37 protein-coding genes are annotated in these 25880 nt (G+C 64.4%); 6 read left to right on the forward strand and 31 right to left on the reverse strand.

Annotated elements, in window-relative coordinates:
* Positions 1–19: 19 nt before the first annotated feature.
* Genes ACXYMN_RS08035 through ACXYMN_RS08045 form a run of 3 tightly spaced genes read left to right on the forward strand, consistent with a single transcriptional unit; the run spans position 20 to position 1364 of the window.
* Positions 20–334 (forward strand): DUF1244 domain-containing protein, encoded by a 315-nt coding sequence (locus tag ACXYMN_RS08035; RefSeq protein ID WP_459013034.1) that lies wholly within the window; start codon positions 20–22, stop codon positions 332–334.
* Between the two features lie 5 nt (positions 335–339).
* Entirely contained in the window at positions 340–972 is a 633-nt protein-coding gene (locus tag ACXYMN_RS08040; protein WP_459013035.1) for a DUF5671 domain-containing protein, read from the forward strand.
* Positions 969–1364: a hypothetical protein gene (locus tag ACXYMN_RS08045; protein WP_459013036.1), complete on the forward strand. Its 396-nt coding sequence runs from the start codon at positions 969–971 to the stop codon at positions 1362–1364. The genes ACXYMN_RS08040 and ACXYMN_RS08045 overlap by 4 nt, the downstream gene beginning before the upstream one ends.
* 24 nt (positions 1365–1388) lie before the next feature.
* On the opposite strand, the gene ACXYMN_RS08050 is transcribed toward ACXYMN_RS08045, so the two are convergent.
* From ACXYMN_RS08050 to dgcN, 3 genes are all read right to left on the reverse strand, one after another.
* Positions 1389–2252, reverse strand: coding sequence for a D-amino-acid transaminase (locus ACXYMN_RS08050; RefSeq protein WP_459013037.1), 864 nt, complete (start codon positions 2250–2252; stop codon positions 1389–1391).
* A 25-nt stretch (positions 2253–2277) separates the two neighbouring features.
* Positions 2278–3243 (reverse strand): N-acetyl-D-Glu racemase DgcA, encoded by a 966-nt coding sequence (gene dgcA / locus ACXYMN_RS08055; protein WP_459013038.1) that lies wholly within the window; start codon positions 3241–3243, stop codon positions 2278–2280.
* Positions 3244–3311: 68 nt separating this feature from the next.
* Entirely contained in the window at positions 3312–4313 is a 1002-nt protein-coding gene (gene dgcN, locus ACXYMN_RS08060) for an N-acetyltransferase DgcN (protein WP_459013039.1), read from the reverse strand.
* A gap of 272 nt (positions 4314–4585) precedes the next feature.
* Here dgcN and ACXYMN_RS08065 point away from each other — a divergent pair, with 272 nt between their 5' ends.
* Entirely contained in the window at positions 4586–5542 is a 957-nt protein-coding gene (locus ACXYMN_RS08065) for an L-malyl-CoA/beta-methylmalyl-CoA lyase (protein WP_459013040.1), read from the forward strand.
* 78 nt (positions 5543–5620) lie between these two features.
* Here the strand turns inward: ACXYMN_RS08065 and ACXYMN_RS08070 are convergent, their stop codons facing one another.
* From ACXYMN_RS08070 to ACXYMN_RS08170, 21 genes are all read right to left on the reverse strand, one after another.
* Positions 5621–6931, reverse strand: coding sequence for a replication-associated recombination protein A (locus ACXYMN_RS08070; RefSeq protein ID WP_459013041.1), 1311 nt, complete (start codon positions 6929–6931; stop codon positions 5621–5623).
* Entirely contained in the window at positions 6931–8304 is a 1374-nt protein-coding gene (locus ACXYMN_RS08075) for a trypsin-like peptidase domain-containing protein (protein ID WP_459013042.1), read from the reverse strand. The genes ACXYMN_RS08070 and ACXYMN_RS08075 overlap by 1 nt, the downstream gene beginning before the upstream one ends.
* A 217-nt stretch (positions 8305–8521) precedes the next feature.
* Complete coding sequence (rplQ, locus tag ACXYMN_RS08080; protein ID WP_459013043.1) at positions 8522–8947, reverse strand: 50S ribosomal protein L17; 426 nt, start codon at positions 8945–8947, stop codon at positions 8522–8524.
* A 137-nt stretch (positions 8948–9084) separates the two neighbouring features.
* Positions 9085–10101: a DNA-directed RNA polymerase subunit alpha gene (locus tag ACXYMN_RS08085; protein ID WP_459013044.1), complete on the reverse strand. Its 1017-nt coding sequence runs from the start codon at positions 10099–10101 to the stop codon at positions 9085–9087.
* Positions 10102–10219: 118 nt separating this feature from the next.
* A complete protein-coding gene (gene rpsK / locus ACXYMN_RS08090) occupies positions 10220–10612 on the reverse strand; it encodes a 30S ribosomal protein S11 (protein ID WP_009506355.1) in 393 nt (130 codons plus the stop codon).
* Positions 10613–10627: 15 nt separating this feature from the next.
* Complete coding sequence (rpsM, locus tag ACXYMN_RS08095) at positions 10628–10996, reverse strand: 30S ribosomal protein S13 (protein ID WP_459013046.1); 369 nt, start codon at positions 10994–10996, stop codon at positions 10628–10630.
* 434 nt (positions 10997–11430) lie between these two features.
* Positions 11431–12078 carry an adenylate kinase gene (locus ACXYMN_RS08100; protein WP_459013048.1) on the reverse strand — a complete coding sequence of 216 codons (648 nt, stop codon included), beginning with the start codon at positions 12076–12078 and terminating at the stop codon, positions 11431–11433.
* Entirely contained in the window at positions 12075–13436 is a 1362-nt protein-coding gene (gene secY, locus ACXYMN_RS08105) for a preprotein translocase subunit SecY (RefSeq protein WP_459013049.1), read from the reverse strand. The genes ACXYMN_RS08100 and secY overlap by 4 nt, the downstream gene beginning before the upstream one ends.
* A 108-nt stretch (positions 13437–13544) precedes the next feature.
* Positions 13545–14012 (reverse strand): 50S ribosomal protein L15, encoded by a 468-nt coding sequence (gene rplO, locus ACXYMN_RS08110; protein ID WP_459013050.1) that lies wholly within the window; start codon positions 14010–14012, stop codon positions 13545–13547.
* 357 nt (positions 14013–14369) lie between these two features.
* Positions 14370–14558: a 50S ribosomal protein L30 gene (gene rpmD, locus ACXYMN_RS08115; protein ID WP_459013051.1), complete on the reverse strand. Its 189-nt coding sequence runs from the start codon at positions 14556–14558 to the stop codon at positions 14370–14372.
* A gap of 5 nt (positions 14559–14563) precedes the next feature.
* Entirely contained in the window at positions 14564–15142 is a 579-nt protein-coding gene (gene rpsE / locus ACXYMN_RS08120) for a 30S ribosomal protein S5 (RefSeq protein WP_459013052.1), read from the reverse strand.
* A gap of 149 nt (positions 15143–15291) precedes the next feature.
* Complete coding sequence (gene rplR / locus ACXYMN_RS08125) at positions 15292–15651, reverse strand: 50S ribosomal protein L18 (protein WP_459013053.1); 360 nt, start codon at positions 15649–15651, stop codon at positions 15292–15294.
* A 12-nt stretch (positions 15652–15663) separates the two neighbouring features.
* Positions 15664–16197 (reverse strand): 50S ribosomal protein L6, encoded by a 534-nt coding sequence (gene rplF / locus ACXYMN_RS08130; protein WP_459013054.1) that lies wholly within the window; start codon positions 16195–16197, stop codon positions 15664–15666.
* Positions 16198–16209: 12 nt separating this feature from the next.
* Positions 16210–16602 carry a 30S ribosomal protein S8 gene (gene rpsH / locus ACXYMN_RS08135; protein WP_459013055.1) on the reverse strand — a complete coding sequence of 131 codons (393 nt, stop codon included), beginning with the start codon at positions 16600–16602 and terminating at the stop codon, positions 16210–16212.
* Between the two features lie 12 nt (positions 16603–16614).
* The gene (gene rpsN / locus ACXYMN_RS08140) at positions 16615–16920 is read right to left on the reverse strand and encodes a 30S ribosomal protein S14 (protein ID WP_459013057.1); all 306 of its coding nucleotides are present in this window, start codon (positions 16918–16920) and stop codon (positions 16615–16617) included.
* A 13-nt stretch (positions 16921–16933) separates the two neighbouring features.
* A complete protein-coding gene (gene rplE, locus ACXYMN_RS08145) occupies positions 16934–17494 on the reverse strand; it encodes a 50S ribosomal protein L5 (RefSeq protein ID WP_459013059.1) in 561 nt (186 codons plus the stop codon).
* Positions 17494–17799 (reverse strand): 50S ribosomal protein L24, encoded by a 306-nt coding sequence (rplX, locus tag ACXYMN_RS08150; protein WP_459013060.1) that lies wholly within the window; start codon positions 17797–17799, stop codon positions 17494–17496. The genes rplE and rplX overlap by 1 nt, the downstream gene beginning before the upstream one ends.
* Positions 17799–18167, reverse strand: coding sequence for a 50S ribosomal protein L14 (rplN, locus tag ACXYMN_RS08155; RefSeq protein ID WP_114510773.1), 369 nt, complete (start codon positions 18165–18167; stop codon positions 17799–17801). Before rplN ends, rplX begins: the two co-directional genes overlap by 1 nt.
* A 73-nt stretch (positions 18168–18240) precedes the next feature.
* Positions 18241–18471 (reverse strand): 30S ribosomal protein S17, encoded by a 231-nt coding sequence (gene rpsQ, locus ACXYMN_RS08160; RefSeq protein ID WP_459013061.1) that lies wholly within the window; start codon positions 18469–18471, stop codon positions 18241–18243.
* 15 nt (positions 18472–18486) lie between these two features.
* Positions 18487–18693 carry a 50S ribosomal protein L29 gene (gene rpmC / locus ACXYMN_RS08165; RefSeq protein ID WP_459013062.1) on the reverse strand — a complete coding sequence of 69 codons (207 nt, stop codon included), beginning with the start codon at positions 18691–18693 and terminating at the stop codon, positions 18487–18489.
* A 240-nt stretch (positions 18694–18933) separates the two neighbouring features.
* On the reverse strand, positions 18934–19554 hold the full coding sequence (locus ACXYMN_RS08170) for a TIGR02466 family protein (protein WP_459013063.1): 621 nt from the start codon (positions 19552–19554) through the stop codon (positions 18934–18936).
* Between the two features lie 133 nt (positions 19555–19687).
* On the opposite strand from ACXYMN_RS08170, the gene ACXYMN_RS08175 reads away from it, so the two are divergent.
* Together ACXYMN_RS08175 and ACXYMN_RS08180 are read left to right on the forward strand one after the other, a co-directional pair.
* Positions 19688–20416, forward strand: a complete 729-nt coding sequence (locus ACXYMN_RS08175; RefSeq protein ID WP_459013064.1) for a SpoIIAA family protein — start codon at positions 19688–19690, stop codon at positions 20414–20416.
* A 174-nt stretch (positions 20417–20590) separates the two neighbouring features.
* A complete protein-coding gene (locus ACXYMN_RS08180; RefSeq protein WP_459013066.1) occupies positions 20591–21352 on the forward strand; it encodes a lysozyme family protein in 762 nt (253 codons plus the stop codon).
* Positions 21353–21570: 218 nt separating this feature from the next.
* Here ACXYMN_RS08180 and rplP read toward each other — a convergent pair whose 3' ends face one another.
* The 7 genes from rplP to ACXYMN_RS08215 form a co-directional block, all read right to left on the reverse strand.
* Positions 21571–21984: a 50S ribosomal protein L16 gene (gene rplP, locus ACXYMN_RS08185; RefSeq protein WP_459013067.1), complete on the reverse strand. Its 414-nt coding sequence runs from the start codon at positions 21982–21984 to the stop codon at positions 21571–21573.
* 13 nt (positions 21985–21997) lie between these two features.
* Positions 21998–22699 (reverse strand): 30S ribosomal protein S3, encoded by a 702-nt coding sequence (rpsC, locus tag ACXYMN_RS08190; RefSeq protein ID WP_459013068.1) that lies wholly within the window; start codon positions 22697–22699, stop codon positions 21998–22000.
* The gene (gene rplV / locus ACXYMN_RS08195; protein ID WP_459013069.1) at positions 22699–23079 is read right to left on the reverse strand and encodes a 50S ribosomal protein L22; all 381 of its coding nucleotides are present in this window, start codon (positions 23077–23079) and stop codon (positions 22699–22701) included. The genes rpsC and rplV overlap by 1 nt, the downstream gene beginning before the upstream one ends.
* Before the next feature lie 3 nt (positions 23080–23082).
* Positions 23083–23361: a 30S ribosomal protein S19 gene (gene rpsS / locus ACXYMN_RS08200; protein ID WP_459013071.1), complete on the reverse strand. Its 279-nt coding sequence runs from the start codon at positions 23359–23361 to the stop codon at positions 23083–23085.
* Between the two features lie 3 nt (positions 23362–23364).
* Positions 23365–24207, reverse strand: coding sequence for a 50S ribosomal protein L2 (gene rplB, locus ACXYMN_RS08205; RefSeq protein ID WP_459013072.1), 843 nt, complete (start codon positions 24205–24207; stop codon positions 23365–23367).
* A 429-nt stretch (positions 24208–24636) separates the two neighbouring features.
* Entirely contained in the window at positions 24637–25350 is a 714-nt protein-coding gene (locus ACXYMN_RS08210; RefSeq protein ID WP_459013074.1) for a L,D-transpeptidase, read from the reverse strand.
* Positions 25351–25404: 54 nt separating this feature from the next.
* Complete coding sequence (locus ACXYMN_RS08215) at positions 25405–25803, reverse strand: hypothetical protein (RefSeq protein WP_459013075.1); 399 nt, start codon at positions 25801–25803, stop codon at positions 25405–25407.
* Positions 25804–25880: the final 77 nt, after the last annotated feature.

Below are 25880 nucleotides of genomic sequence, written 5' to 3' on the forward strand. Positions count from 1 at the left end.
CCCAAAGAGGGAGAGAGCCATGGAAGATCAGACCCGCCTAGAGCTTGAGGCCGCCGCGTTTCGCCGCCTGCGCCAGCACCTGATGCAGGACCGCACGGATGTTCAGAACATCGACATGATGAACCTTGCGGGGTTCTGCCGGAACTGCCTGTCGCGCTGGTATCAGGAAGCCGCCAACGATCGCGGCATCGAGATGGACAAGGACACCGCCCGCGAGATTTTCTACGGCATGCCGATGGCCGAGTGGAAAGCCAACTTCCAGACCGAGGCATCCCGCGAGAAGCAGGCAAATTTCGAAACCGCCTTCGCCGAGAACGTCGGCAAGAAGGACTGACCCGCATGCGCCCCGAAGACCGTCTGGATGCCTTTGTTGGTGACGCGCTTGCCGCCGGTCAGGCGCGCGACGCCATTGCCCGCCAGATTAAGGCTGCCGGATGGTCCGAGGCCGAGACCCGCGGCGCGATGGCGCGATGGGCCGACGGCGACGGCCCGCTGCCGGTGCCTCGGCCCCGTGCCGCCCTCGGGGCGCGCGATGCCTTTCTCTACGGGCTGATGTTCGTCTCTCTCGGCGCGATCATCGGCTATGCGGTGACCCTTGGCTTCAACCTGATCGACGCCTGGCTGCCCGATCCGGGGGACCGACGCTCCTTCGGGTTCAACGGCGCGATGCGCTGGTCCATCGCCAATCTGGTGATTTTCCTGCCGATCTTTCTGCTTCTCGACCGGCGCATGGTGAAGAACCGCATCGCCGATCCGGCGGGCGGGCGATCCCCCATGCGCGCGATGTTCGGCCACCTGTTGCTGTTTCTCGCCGCCGCGGCGCTGATCTGCGATGCGGTGGCGGTGCTCTATGCCTTCCTGTCGGGGGACCTGACGGCGCGCTTCATTGCCAAGGCCGCGCTGGTGGCCGTCGCCGCGGGCCTCGTCTTTCTCTATATCCGGGGCGTCATGACCCCCGAGGAGGCCGCATGAGCCCGGATCGCATCGCCGTCGGGGGCATCACGGCCCTGACCCTGGGCCTGGTCGCGCTGGCCTTCTGGCAAGTCGGCGGCCCCGCCACCGGCCGGATGGAAGCCCGTGACGAGACCCGCTTTTCGGACCTGCTGTCGCTGACCTCGGTGGTGACCTGCAAGGCCACGACCGAAGGCAACGTGCTGCCCCAGACCCTCGACGCGAGCGAAAGCTGCTACTACGACGTCCGCCGCGTGGACCCCTATAGCGGAGAACCCTATCGCTACGCCGTCGTCGGCCCCAACGAATACCGCCTCTGTGCAACTTTTGATGCGCCAGAACGACTGGCGCGGCGCGCCCAGAGCTTCGATCCTCAGACCGGCTGCCTCTACCAGCAGATCACTTTTGACTGACGTCGGGCGACGGACGACAGATCGCTAGACCGCCGCCTTGCGGCTTTCCTCGAGGTAGATCTCGCGCAGACGGGTCGTTCTTGCGCCCGGCGTGCCATCGCCAAGACGCACACCGTCGATCTCGACCACCGGCATCACGAAGGCCGAGGCCGAGGTGACGAAGGCCTCGTCGGCCTGTTGCGCCTCGTCGATCGAGAAGTTGCGCTCTTCCACCTTCATCTGCGCCTCGGCGGCATAGCGCAGCACCGCGGCTCTGGTGATCCCGTGCAGGATGTCATGCGACAGCGCCCGTGTGACGATGGTGTTGCCCTTGATGATATAGGCGTTGTTCGAGGTGCCCTCGGTGACGAACCCGTCCTCGACCATCCAGGCATCGTCCGCGCCCGCCTTCCTGGCCATCATCTTGCCCATCGACGGATACAACAGCTGCACCGTCTTGATGTCGCGCCGTCCCCAGCGCTGATCCTCGACCGAGATGACGCGCATGCCGGTCTTCGCCGCGGCGCTGTCGGCCAGACCCGGCTTGGCCTGGGTGAACAGCACGATGGTCGATGGCGTGACGTCGGGATCGGGAAAGACAAAATCCCGGTCATCCGGCGCGCCTCGGGTGATCTGAAGATAGACCAGACCTTCGGTGATGGCGTTCCGCGCCACCAGTTCGCGATGGATCTCCAGCAGCGCCTCCATGGTCACCGGGTTGCGCATCTCCAGTTCGGCCAGCGACCGTTCCAGCCGCGCCGCATGGCCCGCAAAGTCGATAAGCTTGCCATCCAGAACGCTGGTCACCTCGTAGACGCCATCCGCCATCAGGAAGGCGCGGTCGAAGATCGACACGCGCGCTTCGGTCTCGGGCAGGTAGTCACCGTTTACATAGACGGTCCGGGTCATGTCTGTCGCTCCTCGGTCGTATCGGTCAGCCCCAGAGGTCGGGCTTGGGGGGATGCACCCCCTGATCATCGTAGACCAGGGGCACGGCGCGGTCTTCGGCCAGAAGCAACGGCCCGTCAAGGTCGGTCACGCGCGCCCCCTGCGCCACCAGGACCGCGGGCGCCATGGCCAGCGACGAGCCGACCATGCAGCCGACCATCACCCCGAGCCCCGCGTCCCGCGCCGCCGCTTTCAAACCCAGCGCCTCGGTCAGACCTCCGGTCTTGTCGAGCTTGATGTTGACCACGTCATACTTGCCCCCGAGTGCTGCCAGCGACGCCCGGTCATGGCAGGATTCGTCGGCACAAAGCGGCACCGGCCGGTCGATCCCGATCAGCGCCTCATCCGCCCCCGCGGGCAGCGGCTGCTCGACCAGCGACACCCCCAGCCTGACCAGATGCGGCGCCAGTTCGGCGTAGATCGCGGCACTCCAGCCCTCATTGGCATCGACGATGATCCGCGCCCCGGGCGCGCCGCGCCGTACCGCCTCGAGCCTCGGCATGTCGTCCGGCGTCCCGAGCTTGATCTTCAACAGCGGGCGATGCGCATGCTTGCGCGCCGCCGCCTCCATCTTCCCGGCGCTGTCGAGCGACAGGGTATAGGCGGTGATCTCGGGTCCGGGCGCGGCAAGCCCGGCCAATTGCCAGACCCGCCGTCCGGTTTGCTTGGCCTCGAGATCCCAAAGCGCGCAATCGACCGCGTTGCGCGCCGCACCCGCGGGCAACAGCCTTTGCAGCGCCGCGCGGTCCACATCCTCCGGCAGCGCCGTGATCTGGTCGGTCACCGACGCCGACGTTTCTGCGTAGTGCCCGTATGGCACGCATTCGCCCCAGCCGGTCACGCCGCCCCGCGTCACCCGCACGGTCAGCACCTGCGCCTCGGTGCGCGACCCGCGCGAGATGGTGAAAGCCTCGGCCAGCTGGAAGACATCCGGTGTCACGGTGATGGTCAAATCGACGGTCCTGTCTTTCCATTTTCCAAATACGCATCCGCACCCTGCCGCCCCGCGCGGCACCGCGGTCAGAGCGCGACCAGCGCGTCCACGAGCCTGCCCGCGCCGTGCCGGTACGGATCGACCGCGGGCAGACCCAGCCGGTCCTCGAGATCCGCCAGATAGGCTTCGGCCTCGCGCTCGGCCAACGCCTTGGTGTTCACCGCGATTCCCACCACCCGGCACGCCGGGTTGGCCACCCGCGCCAGGGTCAGCGCAAGATCGCGCAGCGCCTCCAGCGACGGCAGGGCGTGGTCCGGCAGACCGCGCATATGCGTGCGCACCGGCTCGTGGCACAGGATCAGCGCATCGGGCTGGCCGCCATGGATCAATGCCAGCGTCACCCCGGAATAGGACACGTGGAACAGGCTGCCCTGACCCTCGATCACATCCCAATGGTCCGGGTCGTTGTCCGGCGTCAGCCATTCCACGGCACCGGACATGAAGTCCGCCACCACCGCATCAAGCGGCACACCCTCGCCGGTGATCAGGATGCCGGTCTGGCCGGTGGCGCGGAACGTCGCGGCCATGCCGCGCCGCCTCATCTCTGCATCGATCGCCAGCGCCGTGTACATCTTGCCGATCGAGCAATCGGTGCCCACCGGCAGGACCCGCTTGCCGCTGCGCTTGCGGCCATCCGCGATCGGATAGTCGACCGTCGGCACCCGCACGTCATGCAGAATTCTGCCCTTCTCGGTCGCTTTTGCGGCAAGATCGGCCTCGTTGCGCAAAAGGTTGTGCAATCCACTGGCGATATCGAACCCCTGGTCCAGCGCCTCGAGCAGCACCTCTTTCCACGCCGACGAGATCTTGCCGCCGCGATTGGCCACGCCGATGACCAGCGTCCGGGCCCCGGCGGCGCGCGCCTCGGCCAGCGTCATGTCGGCCAGCCCCATATCCGCGTTGCACCCCGCCAGACGCAGCTGGCCGACGCAGGTCTCGGGGCGCCAGTCCCTGATGCCCTGCGCCACCTTGGCCGCCAGCGGATCGGGCGCGTCGCCCAGGAACAGAAGATAGGGGGTCTCGATCATGTCAGAAGCTCCGGTTGTCGGATCGGCAGGCAGGCGGCGCGCGATGGACTGTTCTTCGTCATACCGCCCGATTGCAAGGGATACCCGGACATTTTGCCTGCGCGCGCGCATCCTTGCCCGCGAAAGGACTCCCGGTCCGCGAAAAGGACACCCTGCATGCCCACCGCAGAGGCGTCATGCTGCACCTGCAAAATCGGGTTGCGCGCGCGCCAGCAAGATTATACCGATTGCGCGATCCGTTTGGTAATTTCCTTAGCCCGAGAGGAGGCCGCATGTCCTTCCGTATCCAACCCACACCCGTCGCGCGTCTCAACCGCTGCCAGCTTTTCGGCCCCGGCTCGCGGCCCGCGATCTTTGAGAAGATGGCCGCCTCGGCGGCGGATGTCATTAATCTCGATCTGGAAGATTCGGTATCGCCGGGCGACAAGGACAGCGCACGGCAGAACGTCATCGCCGCTATCGGTGACGTCGACTGGGGCGACAAGACGCTTTCGGTCCGGATCAACGGGCTGGATACGCCCTATTGGTATCGCGACGTGGTCGACCTGCTTGAACAGGCGTCCGAACGGCTCGACCAGATCATGATTCCGAAAGTGGGCAATGCCGCCGATCTCTATGCGGTCGATGCCCTGGTGACGGCGATCGAGGCCGCGAAAGGCCGCAAGAAGAAGATCGGCTTCGAGGTCATCATCGAGAGCGCCGCGGGCATCAGCCATGTCGAGGACATTGCCGCCGCCACGCCCCGCCTTCAGGCGATGAGCCTCGGTGCGGCCGATTTTGCCGCCTCCATGGGCATGGCCACCACCGGCATCGGCGGCACGCAGGAATGGTACTACATGCACCGCGACGGGCAGAAGTACTGGTCGGATCCCTGGCACTGGGCCCAGACCGCCATCGTCGCCGCCTGTCGCTCCCACGGTGTATTGCCGGTGGACGGACCGTTCGGCGATTTCTCGGACGACGAAGGCTTCCGCGCCCAGGCCCGCCGGTCGGCGACGCTTGGCATGGTCGGCAAATGGGCGATCCATCCCAAGCAGGTGGCCCTGTCGAACGAGGTTTTCACTCCGTCGGACGATGCCGTCACCGAAGCCCGCGAGATTCTGGCGGCGATGGAAGAGGCCACCGCTCGCGGGGAAGGTGCCACGGTCTACAAGGGCCGCCTTGTCGACATCGCGTCGATCAAGCAGGCCGAGGTAATCGTGCGCCAAGCCGAGAAGATCGGGTTGTAGGCACTGCGTGGCTGGGGGCTCTGCCCCCAGACCCCCGGAGTATATCCGGTCCGATCGTGACAGGCGCCGCGCCTGCCGTCAGCTGTTGCGGTCTTTGCGGAGCCGCGCGAAATACGCCATCCGCTTCTTCAGGTCGCGTTCGAAGCCGCGTTCGACCGGTTGATAGAAGTCGGGACGTGCCATGCCGTCCGGAAAATAGTTCTGGCCCGAAAAGGCATCGTCCTGATCGTGATCATAGGCGTAGCCGGTGCCGTATCCCTGTGCCTGCATCAGCTTGGTAGGTGCATTCAGGATGTGTTTCGGCGGCGGGGCAGAGCCGGTCCTCTTCGCGGATTTCCGCGCCCCCTTGTAGGCCGCGTAGCCCGCGTTCGATTTGGGTGCCAGCGCCAGGTAGATCACCGCCTGCGCCAGGGCCAGCTCACCCTCGGGCGAGCCCAGCCGTTCGTAGATCTGCCATGCCTCGAGACATCGGGCCCGCGCCTCGGGGTCCGCAAGTCCGATATCCTCGACCGCCATTCGGGTGATCCGCCGCGCCAGGAAGCGGGGGTCTTCGCCGCCTTCGAGCATGCGGGCGAACCAGTAGAGCGCGGCATCCGGATCAGAGCCCCGCACCGATTTGTGCAACGCCGAGATCAGGTTGTAATGGCCGTCGCCCGATTTGTCGTATTGCGCCGCCCGGCGCATCAAGCGTGCCGACAGTTGCGCCGGTGCCAGCGGTGTCGCCACCGACCAGGCCGACACCTGCTCGATGAGGTTCAACAGCGCCCGCCCGTCGCCATCGGCCATCTCCCATAGTGCGCGCCGCGCATCGGCGTCGAGCGGCAGGGCCCGACCGAGGTCGTTTTCGGCCCGGACCGTCAGCGCCTCGAGGTCTGCCTCTGACAGCCGTTTGAGGACCATGACCTGCGCCCGCGACAGAAGGGCCGCGTTCATCTCGAAGCTGGGGTTCTCGGTGGTGGCCCCCACCAGAAGCAACGTGCCGTCTTCCATATGGGGCAGAAAGCTGTCCTGCTGGGCCTTGTTGAAGCGATGTATTTCGTCGACGAACAGCAATGTGCCCTGGCCCCTCTGGCGGCGCAGCCGGGCAGTCTCGAAGACCGCCTTCAATTCGGCCACACCCGAGAAAATCGCCGATATCTGCACGAAAGCGAGGTCGGTCTCATGCGCCAGCAGGCGTGCGATGGTGGTCTTGCCAACCCCGGGCGGCCCCCAGAAGATGATCGAGCCCAACGCACCGGCATCGAGCATGACGCGAAGAGGCCCGTCAGGGCCGAGGAGCTGCGCCTGACCGATCACATCGCCCAGCGATTGCGGTCGAAGCCTGTCCGCCAGAGGCCGCGGCGCAGAACCGTCGGGCACCGCGGCACCGGTATCGAAGAGATCTGCCATCAGGTCCGGAACCTGAGCGCGACGCGCTGCCCGTTCCGGTTCACATCGATCCGGATCCGCGGAGCGGCGGCGCGCAACGCGGACGCTATGTCAGCGGGATCTGCAGGCGTCTTTCCGTTGATCCGCAGGATCACGTCGCCGCTGCGCAGGCCGATCCGCGCGCCCCAGGGCCCGGGATCCCGCACCAAGAGCCCGCTGCTGCGCAGTCCCAGCCCCATCTCGTCGGCCACCGCCGGATTGATTCGCGACACGACCAGCCCCGGCAGCACGCTTCGCTCGCCAAGCGAAACGGTCCCACGCTCGGGGATCTCGGGCGCCGCGATCAACAGCACGCTCAGCTCCCGGGTCGCGCCGTCACGCCATATGCGCACCGGGACACGAGCCCCGATGCCCCTGACCGACATGCGGTAGATCATCTCGGGCGGCGTGTTGACCGGCGCGCCATCCACCGCCTCGATGACATCGCCGATCCCGAGACCTGCGGCGGCAAACGGGCTCAGGGGATGAATATCCGAAATCAGGATGCCGCCAGGCCGTGTCTGACCCAGGGTATCGGACAGATCCTGACCGACCGGCTGCCCGCTCATCCCCGCCCAGGGCCGGGTGAAGGACGTCCGGCCTGCTTCCGCCTGCACGACGAACTGCTTTACCAGCGCTGCCGGAATCGCAAAGCCGATGCCGTTCGATCCGCCCGAGCGGGTCAGGATCGATGTGTTGACCCCGATCAGCCGCCCGGCCACATCGACCAATGCGCCACCCGAATTGCCCGGGTTGATCGGCGCGTCGGTCTGGATGAAATAGCCGCGCGCATTGCCCGTCGCGGTACCCGAGCGCGCCAGCCCCGACACGATCCCCGATGACACGGTCTGGCCGACGCCGAACGGATTGCCGATCGCCAGCACCAGTTCGCCAACCTCCACCTCGGACCCTTCGCGCAGTGGCAGATATGGCATGTCGGTCGCGTCCTCGAGCTTGAGGATCGCAAGATCGGCTTCCTCGTCCCCCAGAAGGACGCGTGCAACAAATTCGCGCCGGTCGTTCAGCACGACGCGGATGTCCTCGGCATCGCCGACCACATGATAATTCGACACCACGATGCCGTCCGCCGACAGGATGACCCCCGAGCCCAGCGAATTCTGCACATGCGGGCGCGACGGCGCCAATTCCCTAAAAAACTCGCCGAATATCGGATCGTCCGCAAAGGGCGACCGACGCTCGACCACCCGGCGCGCATAGATGTTGACCACAGCCGGGGCCGCCGCGCGCACCAGCGGTGCAAAGGTCAGCGTGATCTCGGCAGGGCGTTGCGGCACCCGCTCCTCGGCGGCAAGCGGCATGGCAAGAAAACACAAGACCACGGCAATCAGGCGCATCTCGAAGACCCTCCCGGACGACATGACAGGGATATGTCCGGCTGACCCCTCGAATGCAAGCGCGCGACCCTGTCCTTTCCATTTTCCAAATACCGCCGGGGGTGAATTCGGCCCTCGGGCCGAAGAGGGGGCAGCGCCCCCGCCCGACCGCGACACCAAGAAACCCCGCCGGAGGTCCGGCGGGGTCCACTCTGCACAGGGCATGCAGAAAAATCGATTAGTCGGCGTCTGCCGTCGCGTCTTCCTCGGCGAGGCGGGCCTTGTCGGCGGCGCCCTTGGCATCCGGATCGCGGTCCACCAGCTCGATGATCGCCATCGGCGCCATGTCGCCATACCGGAAGCCGGCCTTCAGCACGCGCACATAGCCGCCCTGACGCTCGGCGTAGCGCGGCCCGAGGATCTCGAACAGCTTGGCGACGTGCATGTCCTGCTTGAGCTGTGCAGCGGCCTGACGGCGCGCGTGCAGATCGCCGCGCTTGCCCAGCGTGATCAGCTTTTCGATCACCGGGCGCAGTTCCTTGGCCTTGGGCAGGGTGGTCTTGATCTGCTCATGTTCGATGAGCGAACCGGCCATGTTCGCGAACAGCGCCTTGCGGTGTTCATGGGTGCGGTTCAGGCGGCGGTAGCCTCTTGCGTGACGCATTGTCGTTCTCCTAAGTACTCTTTTGCTTTGTCCGGCGGCCCATGCGTGGTGAAACCGCTCTCCTTGGGGCTTTTGGCCCGGGTCGATGCCCGGCTGGCGGTCAGACCTGCCGGGCGGTGTTCATGCGACGGGCGACCTCAGAACTGGTCTTCCATCTTCTTCGACAGATCCTCGATGTTGTCGGGCGGCCAATCCTCGACATCCATGCCGAGATGCAGGCCCATGCCGGACAGCACTTCCTTGATCTCGTTCAGCGATTTGCGGCCGAAGTTCGGCGTGCGCAGCATCTCTGCCTCGGTCTTCTGAATGAGATCGCCGATATAGACGATGTTGTCGTTCTTCAGGCAGTTGGCGGACCGCACCGACAGCTCCAGTTCGTCCACCTTCTTCAGCAGCAACGGGTTGAACTCGAGACCGTCGTCGTCGTCCTGACGCTGGGCGCTTTCCGGCTCGTCGAAATTGACGAAGATCGACAGCTGGTCCTGCAGGATGCGCGCGGCATAGGCGATGGCGTCCTCGGGCGTCACAGAACCGTCGGTATCGACCTTCATGGTCAGCTTGTCATAATCCAGAACCTGGCCTTCGCGGGTCGGCTGCACGTCATACGAGGCGCGCTTGACCGGCGAATAGATCGCGTCGATCGGGATCAGGCCGATGGGGGCGTCCTCGGGCTTGTTCTTGTCCGCCGAGACGTAGCCCTTGCCGGTGTTGACCGTCAGTTCCATGTACAGATCCGCGCCATCGTCGAGGTGACAGATGACGTGCTCCTTGTTCAGGACCTCGATGCCGTTCGATTCCGAAATATCGCCCGCGGTGACGACGCCCGGACCCTTCTTGGAGATCGACAGCCGCTTGGGGCCCTCGACTTCCATCTTCAGCGCAACCGCCTTGAGGTTCAGCACGATATCGGTGACGTCCTCGCGCACGCCCGACACCGACGAGAACTCGTGCAGCACGTTGTCGATCTGGACGCTGGTGATGGCGGCCCCCTGCAGCGACGACAGCAGGATGCGGCGCAGCGCGTTGCCAAGCGTCAGGCCGAAACCCCGCTCGAGCGGCTCTGCCACCAGCGTTGCGGTCTTGGCGGGATCGTTGCCGGGACGCACGTCAAGCTGGGTCGGCTTGATGAGCTCTGCCCAATTCTTATGGATCATGTGTGACCTCCATTCCTGTCCTGGCCCCATGTCCGAAAGGTCCAGGACGCCCGAGGTGAAATAAAACGGCGGTCCGGGGCCGTGCGCATGGCACAGCCCCGGACAGAAAGATCAGGCCTCAGACGCGGCGACGCTTGGGCGGGCGGCAGCCGTTATGGGCGATCGGTGTCACGTCGCGGATGGACGTGATGTTGAAGCCTGCGGCAGCCAGCGCACGCAGCGCGGACTCGCGGCCCGAACCCGGGCCCTGCACCTCGACCTCGAGGGTCTTGACGCCGTGCTCCTGGGCTTTCTTGCCCGCGTCCTCGGCGGCCAGCTGGGCGGCGTAGGGCGTGGATTTCCGCGATCCCTTGAAGCCCATGGTCCCGGCGGACGACCAGGCAATCGCGTTGCCCTGCACGTCCGAAATCAGGATCTTGGTGTTGTTGAAGCTGGAGTTCACATGAGCGACGCCAGCTGCGATGTTCTTGGAGACCTTCTTCTTGCCTCCGCGACGGGTATCTCGTGCCATTGCGCGTGCCCTCCCTTATTTCTTCTTGCCGGCGATAGCTTTCGCCGGACCTTTGCGCGTGCGCGCATTGGTGTGGGTACGCTGACCGCGCACGGGCAGGTTGCGACGATGACGCAGGCCGCGGTAGCAGCCGAGGTCCATCAGGCGCTTGATGTTGATCTGCACTTCACGACGCAGGTCGCCTTCGACGGTGTAGTTCGCGTCGATATGCTCGCGCATGGCGACGACTTCGGTGTCGCTCAGCTCGTTGATGCGGCGGCTCTCGTCGATGTTGACGGCAGCGCAGATTTCCTTGGCAGCGGTCGCGCCGATGCCGTGAATATAGGTGAGTGCAATCGGCACTCGCTTGTGGGTCGGGATATTGACGCCGGCAATACGTGCCAAATGTCTGTTCCTCTTCGTTGCGGTTCCGTAGCCCCAGAACCTTTTTTCACAACACAAGGCCCGAAGCGCGGTGCCGCGGGCCATAGGTCGATCAGGTGATCTTGCGGGAGCCTAGAAATGCGCCCCGCAGGAGACGATTCTCCGATGGAGATGGGGGTGCGTAGGGGGATTTTACACAAGCGTCAAGGGGTGCGTGGGCGATGTTCTGCCACCACCCCCGAAAGCGCGGGATGCCGTTGCGACAGGCAGCCCAGCCTGGGCGTTTGCCCGCCCTGCCCCGCGCCGCACCGGCAAGAGGCGGCGACGACTGATCCGTGTCGGCGGTACGGTATGGACGGCACCGGTCGCAATGCCCGGCCGCGCCCGATACGGCCCCCGGCGCGTCGGCTGGACACCATGGCAGCCCCCCGACCCTGTCGGAAGACCGGGTCGCGTCACGCGTCGAGAACGCCCGCGATCTCGGCTTGCACGGCTTCGATTTCGCCCAGGCCGTCCACGGTCGAAAGCTGACCCTTGGCGTGGTAGTAGCCGATCAACGGCGAGGTCTTCTTGTAATATTCCATCAGCCGCTGCTTCAGGCTGTCGGCGTTATCGTCGGCGCGGCGCTTGAACTCGGCCTTCTGGCCGCAATTTGTGCACACGCCGTCTTCCGGGATCGGCTTGGTGATGTCGTTGTAAACCTCGCCGCAATTGCCGCAGGTCGACCGCGCGGTGATACGCGCGACAAGGGCGCTGTCGTCCACCGCCATCTCGATCACCGCATCCAGCGTTTCGCCTTCTTCGGTCAGCAATTCGGCCAATGCGTCAGCCTGGGCCAGCGTGCGCGGGAAGCCGTCGAAAATGAACCCTTCGGTCTTTTCGCCTTTCAGCTTCTCGCGGATCAGGCCGATGACGATCTCGTCGGTGACAAGTTCGCCCTTGGCCATGACATCCGCCACCACACGGCCCATCTCGGTGCCCGAGTCCTTGGCCTCGCGCAGCATGTCGCCGGTGGACAGCTGGGTCATGCCCCGGGTGTCGACAAGATGGCGGGCCTGCGTGCCTTTACCGGCGCCCGGCGGTCCCAGAAGAATGATGTTCATCGACGCTGCGGACCTCTGTTCTTGCGACCCTTGCCCCGACCGCGCAACTGCGACTTCTGGATCAGGCCTTCATACTGATGTGCAAGCAGATGGCTCTGCACCTGCTGGATCGTGTCCATCGTGACGCTGACCACGATCAGTACCGACGTCCCGCCGAAATAGAACGGGATGGCGAACTGGTTGCGGATGATCTCGGGCAGGAGGCAGACGAAGGCCAGGTAGGCAGAGCCCATCACCAGGATGCGGTTGACCACGTATTCGAGGTATTCCGCCGTCCGCTTGCCGGGACGGATGCCGGGCACGAAGCCGTTCTGGTTCTTCAGGTTATCGGCCACCTCGTCGGGTTTGAAAGACACGTTGAAGGTGTAGAAATAGGCGAAGAACACGATCATCGCGGCGAAGAACAACAGGTAGAGCGGCTGGCCGGGCCCGAAATAGGCCAGCACCGTCGACATGATCGGCCCGGTATCCGACCCTGAGAAGGTCGAGATCGTCACCGGCAGCAGCAGCAGCGACGAGGCGAAGATCGCCGGGATCACGCCCGCGGGGTTGACCTTGACCGGCAGGTGGCTGTTCTGCGCCTCGGTCATCTTCATGCCGACCTGGCGGCGCGGATACTGGATGGTGATCTTGCGCAGCGCGCGCTCCATGAACACCACAAAGGTGATCACGGCGATGACCATGACAATCACGCCGAGGATGACCGCCGGGCTGATGGCGCCCGACCGACCCGAGGCAAAGAACTGCGCCAGCGCCGCCGGAACCTCGGCGATGATGCCGACGAAGATGATCAGCGAAATGCCGTTGCCGATGCCACGCGCGGTAATCTGTTCGCCGACCCACATCAGGAACATGGTGCCGCCCACAAGGGTGATGACCGTGGAGGCCTGGAAATAGAGCCCCGGATTGGTGACCAGGTCGCCCGCTTCCAGGCTGACGGCAAGCCCGTAGGCCTGGAAGGTCGCCAGGATCACCGTGCCGTAGCGCGTGTACTGGTTGATCTTCTTGCGGCCGACATCGCCCTCTTTCTTGATCTGCTCAAGCGCGGGCACCATCGAGGCCAGCAGCTGAACGATGATCGAGGCCGAGATATAGGGCATGATGCCGAGGGCGAAGATGCCCATGCGTCCCAGCGCACCGCCGGTGAACATGGTCAGGATGCCGCCGATACCGGCCTGCGCCCCCTCCATGAACTCGCGCAGCGCCAGTCCGTCGATGCCGGGCACCGGGATGAAGGTGCCCAGTCGGAAAATACAAAGCAACGCCAGCGTGTAGACGATGCGTTTGCGAAGATCGGTGGCCGAGGCGAGCGCGGACCAGCTCGTATTCGCGGCCATTTGTTCGACAGCAGATGCCATGAAGCGGTCTCTCTTTTCAGACGAACGCCGCCCCGAGCCATGTCCGGCTTGAGGCGGCGTCGGAAAACTCTTGAGGTGATGTAAGCGGCAGGCGCGCCGCCTACAACCTTATTCGGCCGCCTGCGCCGTGGTGAGCGATCCGCCGGCCTTCTCGACCGCGTCGACAGCGGACTTCGACGCACCGGTGACGGCAAGCGTCACCTTCGAGGTGATGTCGCCCTTGGCCAATACCCGGACACCGTCCAGCTTGCGACGCACGAGGCCGGACGCGACCAGCGCATCCTCGTCGATGGTCGCCGACGCGTCGAGCTTGCCCGCGGCGATGAACTTCTCGATCAGGCCCAGGTTGACGACGGCGAAGGCCTTGCGGTTGGGCTTGTTGAAGCCGCGCTTGGGCAGACGCTGGTAAAGCGGCATCTGGCCGCCCTCGTAGCCGTTGATGGCCACACCCGAACGGGACTTCTGACCCTTGATACCACGGCCACCCATCTTGCCGAGGCCCGAACCGGGGCCGCGGCCGACGCGCTTCTTGCGCTTGGTGGCGCCGTCGTTGTCGCGCAATTCATGCAGTTTCATTTCGCTTCTCCTCTGGCCGGATACGGTCCCCGAAGCGAAATGGACCGAACGCGGCATGTTGATGTCAGTGCGATCCCCTGGGATCACCCGGGGGCGTATAGACGGGGTTGGTTTGAGGATCAAGCGGTCGCGACACAAAACTCCGGATGCGGAGTTTTACCGATTTCCGAAGACGGAAATCGCGCATCGTGGCCACCGTTGTCCGCCTGAACCCTTTGCCCAGCGGCCGTCAAAGGGCGGCAAAAAATCCGTCTTCGGATTTTTCCGGCGACATCGTCGCGGGATGGCGGCGGCGGCAAACGAAAACGCCCCCCGGGAATCTCCGGAGGGCGCCATTCAAGTCCGGATGCGGACGGCTCAGTCGCGTTCTTCGACGATCTCGACCAGATGCGGGATCTTGTTGATCATGCCGCGCACCGAGGGGGTATCCTCAAGCTCGCGGGTCTTGTGCATCTTGTTCAGACCGAGACCGATCAGCGTCTGGCGCTGCTTCTCGGGGCGGCGGATCGGGCTGCCGATCTGCTTCACGACGATGGTCTTTGCCATGATGATCAGGCCTCCTCAGCCACTTGGCTCGATTCTGCCGGCGCATCGTCGCGCTTGGGCAGGATATCGGCCACTTTCTTGCCGCGACGCTGGGCGATCTGACGCGGGCTGGAGCCGCGTGTCAGGCCATCGAGCGTTGCGCGAATCATGTTGTAGGGGTTCTGCGAACCAGTCGACTTGGCGACCACATCCTGCACGCCCAGCATCTCGAAAACGGCACGCATAGGGCCACCTGCGATGATCCCGGTACCTTGCGGGGCGGTGCGCATCACAACGCGACCGGCGCCGTGACGGCCTTCGACGTCGTGGTGCAGGGTGCGGCCTTCGCGCAGCGGCACGCGCATCATGTTGCGCTTGGCCTGCTCGGTTGCCTTGCGGATGGCCTCGGGGACCTCCTTGGCCTTGCCCTTGCCAAAGCCGACACGACCCTTCTGGTCGCCGACAACGACAAGTGCCGCGAAGCCGAAGCGCTTGCCGCCCTTGACGGTCTTCGACACGCGGTTGATCGCGACCAGGCGATCTGCGAATTCCGGCGTTTCGTCGCGGTCGCGACGGTTGCCCCGGCGGTTATCACGTTCTGCCATATGGCATTCCCATTCTCTCATGCGCCACAGCGCGGTGTTCCAATCGAAGTGCCCCGGCGCGGCCGGGAGCCCCGATCATCGAGGCGGACACCCGGGCCCGCCTGCGTAGTCGACGAAACGGCGCGCGGTCGCCCGCGCACCCTTTCTGATCAGATCTTCAGACCCGCTTCGCGTGCGGCATCCGCCAGCGCCTTGACGCGACCGTGGAACAGAAAGCCCCCACGGTCGAAATAGGCCGCATCGACGCCGGCCTTCTTGGCCCGCTCGGCAATCGCCGCACCGACCTTCTGGGCCGCCGCGACATCGTTCTTGCCGACCACGCCGAGATCCTTCTCCATCGAGGAGGCGGCGGCGAGGGTCACGCCATTGACGTCGTCAATGAGCTGGGCGCTGATGTTCTTGTTCGAACGATGCACCGAAAGCCGTGCCCGTCCGGCGTTCGACTTGCGAAGCTTGCTCCGGACGCGCAGGCGGCGCTTCTGGAACAGTTCCCGTTTGCTGTTTGCCATTTCCTGCGATCCTTACTTCTTCTTGCCTTCCTTCTGGAAGATGTATTCGCCCTTGTAGCGGATGCCTTTGCCCTTGTAGGGCTCGGGCCGCCGCCAGTCGCGAATGTTGGCTGCCACCTGGCCGACCTGCTGCAGATCATGGCCTTCGACCGTGATCTCCGTGGGCTTGGCCGCAGTGACGGTCACACCGTCCGGAATGGGGAAGTTGACGTCGTGGCTGAGACCCAGGTTCAGCTTCAGGACATTGCCCTGAACCTGCGCGCGGTAACCCACGCCCTGGATTTCCAGCTCTTTCTTGAAGGTCTGCTGCACACCGTGGACCAGATTGGCCACGATGGTGCGGGTCATCCCCCACTGCTGGCGCGCGCGCTTGGACTTGCCGCGCGGCGACACGGTGACGCTGTCATCGGCGATGGTCAGCGTGACGTCGTCGGTCGCGGTGAAGCTTTGCGTGCCCTTGGGGCCTTTCACTTCGATCGTCTGGCCCGACAGGGAGGCCGAAACCCCCGAGGGCAGATCGACCGGAGTCTTACCAATACGAGACATGCTCAGCCCTCCTTAGAATACGGTGCAAAGCACTTCGCCGCCGACATTGGCTGCGCGTGCATTTGCATCCGACATCACACCCTTGGGCGTGGAGACGATCGACACACCAAGGCCCTGGCGGACCTGCGGGATGTCCGAAACCGCCATGTAAACGCGGCGACCGGGCTTGGAGACCCGTGTCAGTTCGCGGATCACGGGCGTGCCTTCGTAGTATTTCAGGCTGATCTCGAGCGTGCCGTGGCCCTTTGCATCCGTGCCGGTCTCGTAGCCGCGGATGTAGCCCTCATCGCTGAGGACGTCGAGAACCCAGGCGCGCAGCTTGGACGCTGGCGTCGAGACGGTGGACTTGCCACGCATCTGCGCGTTGCGGATGCGGGTCAGCATATCGCCGATAGGATCGTTCATCTGATGCCCTCCTTACCAGCTCGACTTGACCATACCGGGAAGCAGGCCTTGCGAGCCCAGCTCGCGCAGCATGATCCGGCTGATCTTCAGCTTGCGGTAATAGGCGTGCGGACGCCCCGTCAGCTGACAGCGGTTGTGAAGCCGGGTGGCCGAGCTGTTGCGCGGAAGCTCTGCGAGCTTGAGCCGCGCTTTGAAACGCTCTTCCATGGGCTTCGATTGGTCGTTCGCGATTTCCTTCAGCGCGGCGCGCTTCTCGGCGTACTTGGCCACCAGGCGCTGGCGCTTCTTTTCGCGTTCAACCATGGATTTCTTCGCCATTGGTTAAATCTCCTTACGCGCTGAACGGCAGGTTGAAGAGCTTCAACAATGCCTTGGCTTCCGCGTCGGTCTTCGCGGTCGTGGTGATGTTGATGTCCATGCCCCAAACCTCGTCGACCTTGTCGAAGTCGATCTCGGGGAAGACGATGTGTTCCTTGATGCCCATGGCAAAGTTGCCACGGCCGTCAAAGCTGGACTTCAGACCGCGGAAGTCGCGGATGCGGGGCATCGCGATCGTCACGAGGCGATCGAGAAACTCGTACATGCGGGCCTGGCGCAGGGTGACTTTCGTCCCGAGCGGCATTTCCTCACGGACGCGGAAGCCCGCGATGGACTTTTTCGCCTTGGTGATCACGGCCAGCTGACCGGCGATCTTGGTCAGGTCTTCCTGAGCCGATTTCGCCTTCTTGCTGTCGCGGACCGCCTCGGCGCCGCAACCGATGTTCAGAGTGATCTTGTCGAGGCGCGGAATCTGGAGGTCGTTCGTGTACCCGAACTCTTCCTTCATCGCGGCCTTGATCGTGTCATTGAACTGCGCCTTCAGGCGCGGGGTGTAATTCGCGGTATCAAGCATCAGATCACGTCCCCCGTGGTCTTGGCAAAGCGCACCTTCTTGCCGTCTTCCTCGCGGAAGCCGACGCGGGTCGGCTTGCCGTTCTTGTCGACCACGGCGAGGTTCGACAGATCGACCGGCATCGCCTTCGGCTGGCGGCCACCCTGGTTGGACTGGCTTTGCTTGACGTGGCGGATCGCCATGTTCACGCCGTCGATGACGGCCTTGCCGGCCTTGGGATCGACCGAGGTGATTTCACCGGTCTTGCCCTTGTCCTTGCCTGTGAGCACGATGACATTGTCACCTTTGCGGAGTTTGGCAGCCATTACAGCACCTCCGGAGCAAGCGAGATGATCTTCATGAAGTTCTTCGCCCGCAGCTCGCGCACGACCGGCCCGAAGATACGGGTGCCGACAGGCTCGCCCGCGTTGTTCAGGATGACGGCGGCGTTGCGGTCAAAGCGGATGGCGGTGCCGTCGTCACGACGGACTTCCTTGGCGGTGCGCACGACGACGGCCTTGCGGACGTCCCCTTTCTTCACGCGACCGCGCGGGATGGCTTCCTTCACCGAGACGACAATGATGTCGCCGACGGAGGCGTATCTACGCTTGGAACCACCCAGGACCTTGATGCACTGAACTCGGCGTGCGCCGGAGTTGTCAGCGACATCCAGATTGGTCTGCATCTGGATCATGTGGTTTCTCCCGACCTATGGGGGCTGTTCTCGTTAGCTCCCCCAGGGTTTCGATAAAACCGGGTGTTATCGCCTACTCGGCAATAACCTCCCAGCGTTTGGTTTTCGATCTCGGCGCGCATTCGATGATGCGCACGCTGTCGCCGACGGTGAATTTTTCCGCCTCGTCATGAGCACGGTACTTCTTCGACTTCCGGATGGTCTTCTGCAGCACGGGGTGCTTGAAGCGACGTTCGACCGAGACCGTCACGGTCTGGGCGTTCGCCGTCGAGGTCACGGTGCCTGAAAGGATACGCTTGGGCATAAGGTCCGTCCCCTCTTATTCTGCGGAGGCCGCAGCGGCGGCCTTCTGGTTCAGCACGGTCTTGACCCGTGCCACGTCACGACGCACGATGCGCATGCGTGCGGTGTTTTCCATCTGCCCGGTGGCCTGCTGAAAGCGCAGGTTGAAGGCCTCTTTCTTGAGCTGGACAAGCTGGTCCCGGAGTTCGTCCGGGGTCTTGTCACGGAGATCGCTGGCGTTCATGTCGCCCCTTTCTTCAACATCACCGGAGAGCCCCTCCCACTATGCGAGGGTCACCCTGATTCCGGTGGAGTCCGTGGATGAATGCGCCGCATACTAGGGAACGGATTTTGGTGCAACCCTTTCTTTCCGGCAGGCCTGCGGCGTTCGGTTCACGGCACTGCACGGGCGTGGCAGGCAGACGCGAGCCCGCCTTGTCGATGCGGATCGGGACCGGGTGTCAAGACCGGGCGGACAGCCGCCTCACACCCACTTGTAGTTGAAGCTGACCGAAATGCGTTCATCCTCCGCCGGGTTCATCGGCACCTCGTGGCGCAGCCACGATTCCCACAGCAGCACGTCGCCGGCCTTCGGCGATACATAGACAAAGCTTTTCAGTTCCTGCCGCGCATCCTTGCGGCGCACCGGGGCCGCCATCATCATCGGCAGGCGCGGGTCCTCGAGCTTGAGCGCCGAGGTGCCCTCGGGCATCGCCACGTAGGTGGTGCCGGAAATCACCGAATGCGGATGGATGTGACTGGCGTGAAAGCCGCCCTCGGGCAGAATGTTGATCCACAGATCCTCAAGCACCAGCTTGCCCTCGCCCAGATCGAAGGCCAGATCCTCGGCGAAGGTCGCCACATGCGCATCGAGCGCCGCCACCAGATCCTTAAAGATCGGAAACCGCCACGGCAGGTCGGTCAGCGACGCATATGACGTATAGCCGGGGTAGTCGTTGGCCGCGCACCAGTTCTGTCCGGCCTCGTCATCCTCGGCGATGGAATGGCACGACGCCTCAAGCTCCCGCGCGTCGACCGCGGGCGCGTGATCGGACAGGGGGGCATGATAAAGGCGGGTCGCGAACAGCGATGTGATCTGGGTCATGCGCGCCTTCTAGCGCAGGCCGCGTGGCGTGGCGAGGGGCCGCGCGGGATTGCGCGGGATCAAGGACGGGCGCGCGCGTCGGCGTATGATCCGGGCCGAACCCGTGGATATCTCTCAGCCCAGGAGGCCCGACATGATCGAAAAAATGCCCGGAACGACGGAAAACCGGCTTGAATTGCGCTTCTCCGGCGCAATCTCGGACGACGATTACAAGACCGTGCTGGTGCCCGCGCTGGAAGCGGCGATACAGGCCCGCGACCGCGTCCGCCTGCTGGTCCGGCTTGATAGCGAGTTCAAGGACTTCACCTTTGGTGCCATGATGCAGGACGCCAAGATGGGGCTGAAGCACTGGAACGGTTTCGACCGCGTGGCAATCGTCGCCGAGCCGGGGTGGATGACCACCGCCATGCGCGCCTTCAGCGTGCTATACCCATGCCCCGTGATGATCTTTGAGCCGTCCCAGGAAGACGAGGCCCGGCGCTGGCTGTCGGAATCGCTCGGCGCGATCCATCAGACAGACCTTGGCGGGGACGTGCTGCACGTGCAGCTTCTGGGCAAGCTGGATGCCGCCGTCTACGAAGAGGAAGAGCGCGACATCGACGCCTTCATCCGGACGCATGACCGCTTCAAGCTGCTGCTGGACCTGCGCGAATTCGACGGCTGGCAGGGCATGGGGGCATTGGGCCAGCACCTGTCGCTGGTGCGCGATCACCGCAAGCTGATCGACCGCTTCGCCATCATCGGCGACAGCGCCATGGCGAAAGCCGCCGAAACCCTGGCGCATTCCTTCGTCAACGCCGAGACGCGTTACTTCGACGCCGACGATTTCGACGCTGCGAAGCGCTGGATCTCGAAGGACTGAAGCGCGCGGCATCGCGCCCCCTTCATCCGGACACGAAAAAGCCCCCGCCGATAGACCGTCGGGGGCTGATCGTTCATCCGTTCGAGGGGGCGCCGTTGACCTCGCACCAATCCGCCCGACCTCGTCATCCATGGCGATGAAGCAATACGCATAAAGGAAATCGAAACCAGACCGATGCTAGGTAGCGTCCCATCGACATCTTTGCAGAAGGGCCGCACCATCCGCCGCATCCACGTTCTTTTCCTTGCCACAGCCCTGTTGTTCGCGGCGGTCTCCGCCCGGGCGGAGGGCTTCCTTGCCGCGCGACAGCCGCTGTTCCCGGGCACCGGGTCGGATGCAACAGCGTCGGATGCAACAGCGGACGCGCGCCGCTCTGGCAGCCTGTTTTCCGGTCAGGCCGGGCAAAGCCTGCTCAGCCGAGCGCCTCTCGATGTGTTCAGACAAGGCCCTCAAAGCAGCGACACGGCCACCCGGATCCGGCACCTGATCGCCGAGGCGGAAGCCGGGCCAAAAGGCTACGACGCCGTGCAACTCGGTGCGCGCGTTCGCCCCGCACGTGCCCCCACGCAAATGACGATCGCGGATATCGACGACTGGATCGACCGCACCCCCGGACAGCCGCACGCCATCGGGCGATACCAGTTCATCCCGCCGACCCTTCGTCGACTGGTGCGGGTGACCGGCATCGACCGGACGGCACGGTTTTCCCCGGCGTTGCAAGACCGGTTGGCCGATCAGCTTCTGCGAGAGGCGGGATTGCCCGCGCTGGAACGCGGTGACCTGCCGCTTGAGGACTTCATGCACAATCTGGCCAAGATCTGGGCCGGGCTGCCGACCTCGACCGGACGCAGCTATTACGCCGGATATGCGGGGAACAAGGCCACGATGACATGGAACGAGTTTCGCGCGCGCGTGGGTGCGATTTTCCCGGGATGATCGGCATGATCGGCCGTGCGATGGTGCCTCGCCGCCACTGGCGCAAAGGATGATCCGCAAAATTCAGCGGTCCGTGAACACGATCCACGCCACCGAAAGGCAGCGGGCGCATCGACTGGCCGGGCGCATCGACTGGCACAGGCCCGGCAAATGAAAAGCCCCTGCCGATCGCTCGACAGGGGCCAATTCATTCACGCGGGCTATGCGCCCACCATCGCTTACCAGTCTTCGCGCACCACGACACGGGTCTTGACCGGCAGCTTCATCGACGCGAGGCGCAGCGCTTCGCGGGCGATGTCCTCGGCGACGCCGTCGATCTCGAACATCACGCGTCCGGGCTTGACCTTGCAGGCCCAGAAATCGACCGAACCCTTACCTTTACCCATCCGCACTTCGGTGGGCTTGGAGGTTACCGGCACATCCGGGAAGATCCGGATCCAGACCCGGCCCTGACGCTTCATGTGGCGCGTCATGGCACGACGGGCAGCTTCGATCTGGCGCGCTGTCACCCGCTCGGGCTCAAGCGATTTCAGTCCGAAGGTGCCGAAGTTCAGATCGGAGCCGCCCTTGGCGACGCCCTTGATCCGGCCCTTGTGCTGCTTGCGGTACTTCGTTCTTTTGGGTTGAAGCATCTGTCAAACCTCCTCAGCGCCGCGGGCCGCGGGGTGCGGGGCCGTCTTGCAGCTCCTGCGCCTTGCGGTCACGCGCCTGGGGATCGTGCTCCATGATCTCGCCTTTGAAGATCCAGACCTTGATCCCGATGATGCCATAGGGCGTCTCCGCCTCGACGATGGCGTGGTCGATATCGGCGCGAAGCGTGTGCAGCGGCACCCGACCCTCGCGATACCACTCGGTCCGGGCGATCTCGGCACCGCCAAGGCGGCCCGCGACGTTGACCCGGATGCCGAGCGCACCCATGCGCATGGCGTTCTGCACCGCGCGCTTCATGGCGCGACGGAACGAGACACGGCGCTCGAGCTGCTGGGCGATGTTTTCACCCACCAGACGCGCGTCAAGCTCGGGCTTGCGCACCTCGACGATGTTGAGGTGCAATTCGCTGTCGGTCATCGCCGCCAGCTTCTTGCGCAACACCTCGATATCCGCGCCCTTCTTGCCGATGATGACACCCGGACGGGCGGCATGGATCGTGACACGGCACTTCTTGTGCGGACGCTCGATGATGATGCGGGCCACACCGGCCTGCTTGGCTTCCTTGTGGATGAAATCGCGCATTGCGATGTCTTCCAGCAAAAGATCGCCGTAGTCCTTGGTATCGGCGTACCAGCGGCTGTCCCAAGTGCGGTTGACCTGAAGGCGCATGCCGATCGGATTGGTCTTGTTACCCATTAGGCTTGCTCCTCGACCTGACGCACCTTGATGGTGATTTCCGAGAACGGCTTCAGGATCTTGCCGAACCGGCCACGGGCGCGCGGACGGCCACGCTTCATGATGAGGTTCTTGCCGACCCAGGCTTCCGCGACGACCAGTTCGTCGACATCGAGCCCGTGGTTGTTCTCGGCATTGGCGATGGCCGATTGCAGGCACTTCTTGACGTCAATCGCCACGCGCTTGTTCGAGAAGGTCAGATCGGTCAGCGCCTTCTCGACCTTCTTGCCGCGGATCATGGCAGCGACGAGGTTCAGTTTCTGCGGGCTGGTGCGCAACATGCGCAGCTTCGCCATCGCCTCGTTGTCCGCCACGCGGCGGGGATTCTTATCCTTGCCCATGGCTTACTTCCTCTTGGCTTTCTTGTCGGCCGCATGCCCGGTATAGGTGCGGGTCGGGGAGTATTCCCCGAATTTCTGGCCGATCATGTCCTCGGACACATTGACGGGCACATGCTTGCGACCGTTGTAGACGCCAAACGTCAGACCCACGAACTGGGGCAGGATCGTCGAGCGGCGCGACCAGATCTTGATCACTTCATTGCGCCCGGATTCGCGCGATGCCTCGGCCTTCTTGAGGACGTAGGCATCCACAAAGGGGCCTTTCCATACGGAACGTGTCATGGTTTAGCGCCTCTTCTTCCGAGCGTGGCGCGAGCGCAGGATCAGTTTCTGCGACGCCTTGTTGGTGTTGCGGGTGCGCGCGCCCTTGGTGGGCTTGCCCCACGGTGTGACAGGGTGGCGACCACCAGAGGTGCGGCCCTCACCACCACCATGCGGGTGGTCGATCGGGTTCATCACGACGCCGCGGACCGACGGACGCTTGCCCATGTGGCGCACGCGACCGGCCTTGCCGAGGTTCTGGTTCGAGTTGTCGGGGTTCGACACCGCACCGACCGTCGCGAGGCATTCCTGCCGCACGAGGCGAAGTTCACCCGAGGACAGGCGGATCTGCGCGTAACCACCGTCACGACCGACGAACTGGGCATAGGTGCCCGCGGCGCGCGCGATCTGGCCGCCCTTGCCGGGCTTCAGCTCGATGTTGTGGATGATCGTCCCGATCGGCATGCCCGAGAACGGCATCGCGTTGCCGGGCTTGATGTCGGCCTTGGCGGACGCGATGACGCGGTCCCCGATGGCCAGGCGCTGCGGCGCCAGGATATAGGCCTTTTCGCCATCGTCATACTGGACGAGCGCGATGAAGGCGGTGCGGTTGGGGTCATATTCGATGCGCGCGACGGTCGCGCCCACGTCAAACTTGTTCCGCTTGAAATCAACGATCCGGTAGAGGCGTTTTGCCCCGCCACCGCGGCGACGTGCCGTGATACGTCCGGTATTGTTCCGGCCACCCGATTTCGTCAAACCCTCGGTGAGGGCCTTGACGGGGCGTCCTTTCCACAGTTCCGAACGGTCGATCAGCACCAGCCCGCGCTGGCCCGGCGTCGTCGGCTTGTACGACTTGAGTGCCATGCTTTCTGTCTTCCGTATAGCAGACGGCGGATCTTGCCCCGATCGGGCGCGGTCCGCCTATGTTTTAAAGGACGGCTGGACCGTCCTTCGGATAAAGGCCCCCGTAGGTGCCCGGTGGTATGTCAATCCCGGCGGCAGGTCCGCCGAAACAAAAGCGAAGCCCCGGACGAATCCGGGGCCATGCCGATGGGGTCGTTTAGTCACGGCTGGCTGGAAGGTCAAGCGGTGCCGCCGTGGAACCCGTCATCCGCAGGAAAGCCGCAGTTTTTCCGCCGTCGGCGGGACCGGCGCCCGGGCACCGCGACCTGCACCGCGATGGCACGCGGACCCCGCCCCTCGGGCAGCCAATTGGCCACTGCCTGTTGCAGGCACGCGGACCACCGGTCCCACCATCCCCCTCCGATGCCCACGGTGTGAAAAGCCGCGCCCCTAGTAGATCTGGGCGAACGTTCCGGGCGTCATCGACGGCATCACGATCACCGTCGCGCCGTGGACCGCCCGTTGATGAAGATCGATGACATCGTGGTTCAGCATCCGGATACAGCCCGACGAAACCGCCTTGCCCAGTTCCCACGGCTTGGCATCGCCATGGACACGATAGAGCGTGTCCTCGCCGTTCTGGAACAGATAGAGCGCCCGCGCGCCCATGGGATTGCCCGGACCGGGATCCATGCCGCCATTGGCAACCGAATAGGGCGCAAGCTTGGGCTGGCGTTCGATCATGGTCGCGGGCACCTTCCAGCGCGGCCACTTGCGGCAGAACTGAAGCCGCGCCGTGCCCTCCCACGAAAAACCGACCGCGCCGACGCTGACGCCATAGCGCATGGCCCGGTCGGGCGACTCGACAAAATGCAGAACGGCGGCGTTCGGGTCGATGACGATGGTGCCGCGCGCATGTCCCGTCCAGGGGTTGGCAACCTCTCGCCGCCACATCTCGGGTGGTACGCTGCCCGCCTCGAGGGCGGGAACCGGGTAGGGTTCATCGGTGATCGCACCGTAGAAGTCCGGCATCGGTGGCAGGATCGGCTCCGGTATCTGCCGGGTCACGGTCTCGGTTTCGGTCTCGATTTCGGGTTGCGGGGTGGCGCAGGCCACAAGCCCGGCCATCGCCCCAAGGGCGGTAAAGCTGCGTCGCGTTAGCATGAGGATTTCCTGTTTTCAGTCTGAACGGTTTTGGCGGCGACCGCCGGATCCGGTTCAGACGAAACGAGGAGGCTCTCGGGGGGGCGCGGTCATGCGCCCTTCAAGAGCGAGATCTGGTATGGCCAGAACGACCGCCTGCCATGGCGCGTCCCGGCGCGTCGTCACCGTTTCGGGCAGCGCCCGGTCCGGGGCGCAGGACGCGCCCGGCAACATCGCCATGCGGCAGGCCTTTCTGACGGGTGCAACCGTCGGTCTCACGCTTTCGGGCTGGTCGTCGTTCAGGGCGTCGCCCTGATCGGGCGTATCGACCGCTGCAACCGCGCCGGACGCCGCGCGCGCGGTATCCGCCGCGTACGCGCCCCAGGGCAGCAGCATCACGGTTATCACGACCAGAAGCAGGGTTTGGACACAGCGCATCCAGAACGTGTCGGTCATCCGGCGCGGCTTGTCCACGCCGCACCCTTGCCGACCCATTCACATCTGGGCGAGTGGCCATCGGCGAGACCGATCGCCTCTGGATGGCCAGATGC

It is taken from the genome of Roseivivax sp. CAU 1753 (assembly GCF_054482575.1).